Here is a 2,166-nt window from a genome sequence, read left to right on the forward strand (position 1 = left end):
GGCCAAACCACAGACATTATCCAGATGGTAAAAGCGGCGAATGAGAACGGCGCAGAAACCATCTGCCTGACCAATTATCCCAACAGCCCACTGAGTTTAATTGCCAGGCACTCGATTATCTCCTCGGTGAAAAATAATCCGATTACCGGAGAAAACGCCACCACGCGCATTGTGCATCTGAATATTCTCGATGCCATTTTTACCATTATCGCCAGCAAGACCAGCGAAAAAAGTCAGACCAGTTTACACAACACCAGAAATGCGGTTGCGTCCAAACGCACCGCCAATTAAGGGCCGAAATGATGAAACATAATATTGTTGTTATTGGCAGTCTTAACTACGACATTCTTGTCCAGCAGGATCGCCTGCCGGAAATTGGGGAGACGTTTACCGGCAACGAATTGATGCTAATGCCGGGCGGAAAAGGAGCAAACCAGGCGGTTCAGTGCGCCAAGCTGGGCTTGAACGTCAATATGGTGGGCTGCGTTGGCAATGATATTTATGGCTCTGAGCTCATAAAATCGCTGAATGAAAACGGCGTATCGGTGGATAACATTAGCCAACGCGGAAAAACCTCGGGCATTGGCATCGTGCAGATTCTGGAATCCGGTGATTACTGCAGCACCATTATTAAGGGCGCAAACTACCTGATTACCGAATCCGATATTCACGATGGGTTATTCAGCGATCGGCCACTGTTAATCCTGCAGTCGGAGATTCCCGATCATGTGGTTGAACGTGCCATCAGCGTGGCACGCCGTCATGATTGCCAGATTTTGCTCAACAACGCGCCAGCACGCGAAATCTCTGCGCAGGCGCTGAGTCAGGTCGATTTTCTGGTGGTGAATGAAACCGAAGCCAGCTTCATGAGCAAAACCACCGTCACGTCGGTCAAGGAAGCGATGACCTGTGCGGCAGCGCTACAGCAGAAGGTGAATGGCCGGGTGATTATCACGCTGGGCGAGAAAGGCGCGGTGTTATCCGGTGATGCAGGTGCCAGACATTATCCCGCTGTGTTCTGCCCGGATGTGGTGGATACCACCGGCGCAGGCGATTCATTTATTGGCGGCATCGCCTATTGCCTGGTGAACAACATCGCTCTGGAAGACGCGATTCCATTCGCTGCTGAAATCAGCTCCTGCTCAATCCAGAAATATGGCGGTCAGAGTTCTTTCCCGATGCTGCCTGATGTGGCACACGCTCTGACGCAAAACCGCCAGCGGCTGTTTGGCTAAAACTCACACCTCTGGTTAAGCCGCTAACCTTATAGCGGCTTGCTCAAAACAGCAGCCCCAACCGCAAGCTGATATTAGTGTCCTGCCGGAATCCCTGCTCTACCGCAATATCCCGTCCAGCGGAAAGCTGGATCTGAACGCCAGGTAGCACAAAATGGGCCGCCGACAGCCGCAGATAGCTGCTGTTGAGTCGGTCGTCCTGAGCAGTGCCGTTAACGCGACTCTCCGCTCCGGTTATCCATCCGCCGCCAATGCCAAACTGTGTCGCGGGTGTTAGGTTATAACGCAGATAAGCCTGATACTCGTAGCGCGGACTCTGCCTGAGCGTGCTGCTATTCGCGCCATAAGCATCATTCGCCGTGACCCATGAAACGTCAGCACCGGTTTCAAATGCCCACGACGCAGAGAAATGGTGGATCCACACGCCCTGCAGCAGATAGCGCCAGCGATTATCCCCAACGTTGAGCGCTTTTTGTTGGTCGTAACTGCCGGTTGGCGCATAGATAAACGGCGCCAGCGAAAGCAGATCCCTGCCCTGCGCATCCAGATTGAACTTAAACGGCACGCCAAATATCACGTCACCCAATCCCGAGGCGTTGCCGAGCGCGCGCGCATCGCCCATCGCATCCGCGCTAACCAGAGGAACGATTACCTGCGGTTCGATGCTGATATTTTCTGCCGGACGGAAGCCATGAATAAAGCGCAGCAGCGTGGCTTGAGTCCGCAAGCGGTAATCAGCGTCGACCTTCTTCCCCTGCGAATAATAATCGTCGCTGTGGGAATACTGAAAGTAGGCCAGCGCGAGGCTTTTATCGGCTGGCAGCATTTCGTAATCGCCGGGAGAAAACTCCAGCGCATAAGCAGGTAAGCACAGCGTTGCTGTCACTAAGGTCGCGATAGCACTGACTGTTTTCTTCATAACGATTCTCCG

Annotated in this window: 2 protein-coding genes and 1 pseudogene; 2 read left to right on the plus strand and 1 reads right to left on the minus strand. The window is 53.1% G+C overall.

Translation table 11 applies throughout. The features are described from left to right. Positions 1 to 291 (plus strand): annotated as a pseudogene (locus tag RTY00_RS15895) (RpiR family transcriptional regulator); the annotation flags it as partial. 11 nt (positions 292 to 302) lie between these two features. Continuing rightward, the gene (locus RTY00_RS15900; protein WP_312665096.1) at positions 303 to 1,235 is read left to right on the plus strand and encodes a ribokinase; all 933 of its coding nucleotides are present in this window, start codon (positions 303 to 305) and stop codon (positions 1,233 to 1,235) included. A 43-nt stretch (positions 1,236 to 1,278) separates the two neighbouring features. On the opposite strand, the gene RTY00_RS15905 is transcribed toward RTY00_RS15900, so the two are convergent. Beyond that, positions 1,279 to 2,154, minus strand: a complete 876-nt coding sequence (locus RTY00_RS15905; RefSeq protein ID WP_312665090.1) for a transporter — start codon at positions 2,152 to 2,154, stop codon at positions 1,279 to 1,281. Positions 2,155 to 2,166 lie beyond the last annotated feature (12 nt).

Origin of the sequence: Pantoea sp. CTOTU49201 (genome assembly GCF_032054795.1) — a bacterium.
In the GTDB taxonomy this organism is placed as follows: Bacteria; Pseudomonadota; Gammaproteobacteria; order Enterobacterales; family Enterobacteriaceae; genus Pantoea; species Pantoea symbiotica.

Bases quoted from the DNA above. Each gene is read 5' to 3' on its own strand.
- RTY00_RS15900 (WP_312665096.1), top strand. From the start codon at position 303: ATGAAACATAATATTGTTGTTATTGGCAGTCTTAACTACGACATTCTT.
- RTY00_RS15905 (WP_312665090.1), bottom strand. From the start codon at position 2,154: ATGAAGAAAACAGTCAGTGCTATCGCGACCTTAGTGACAGCAACGCTG.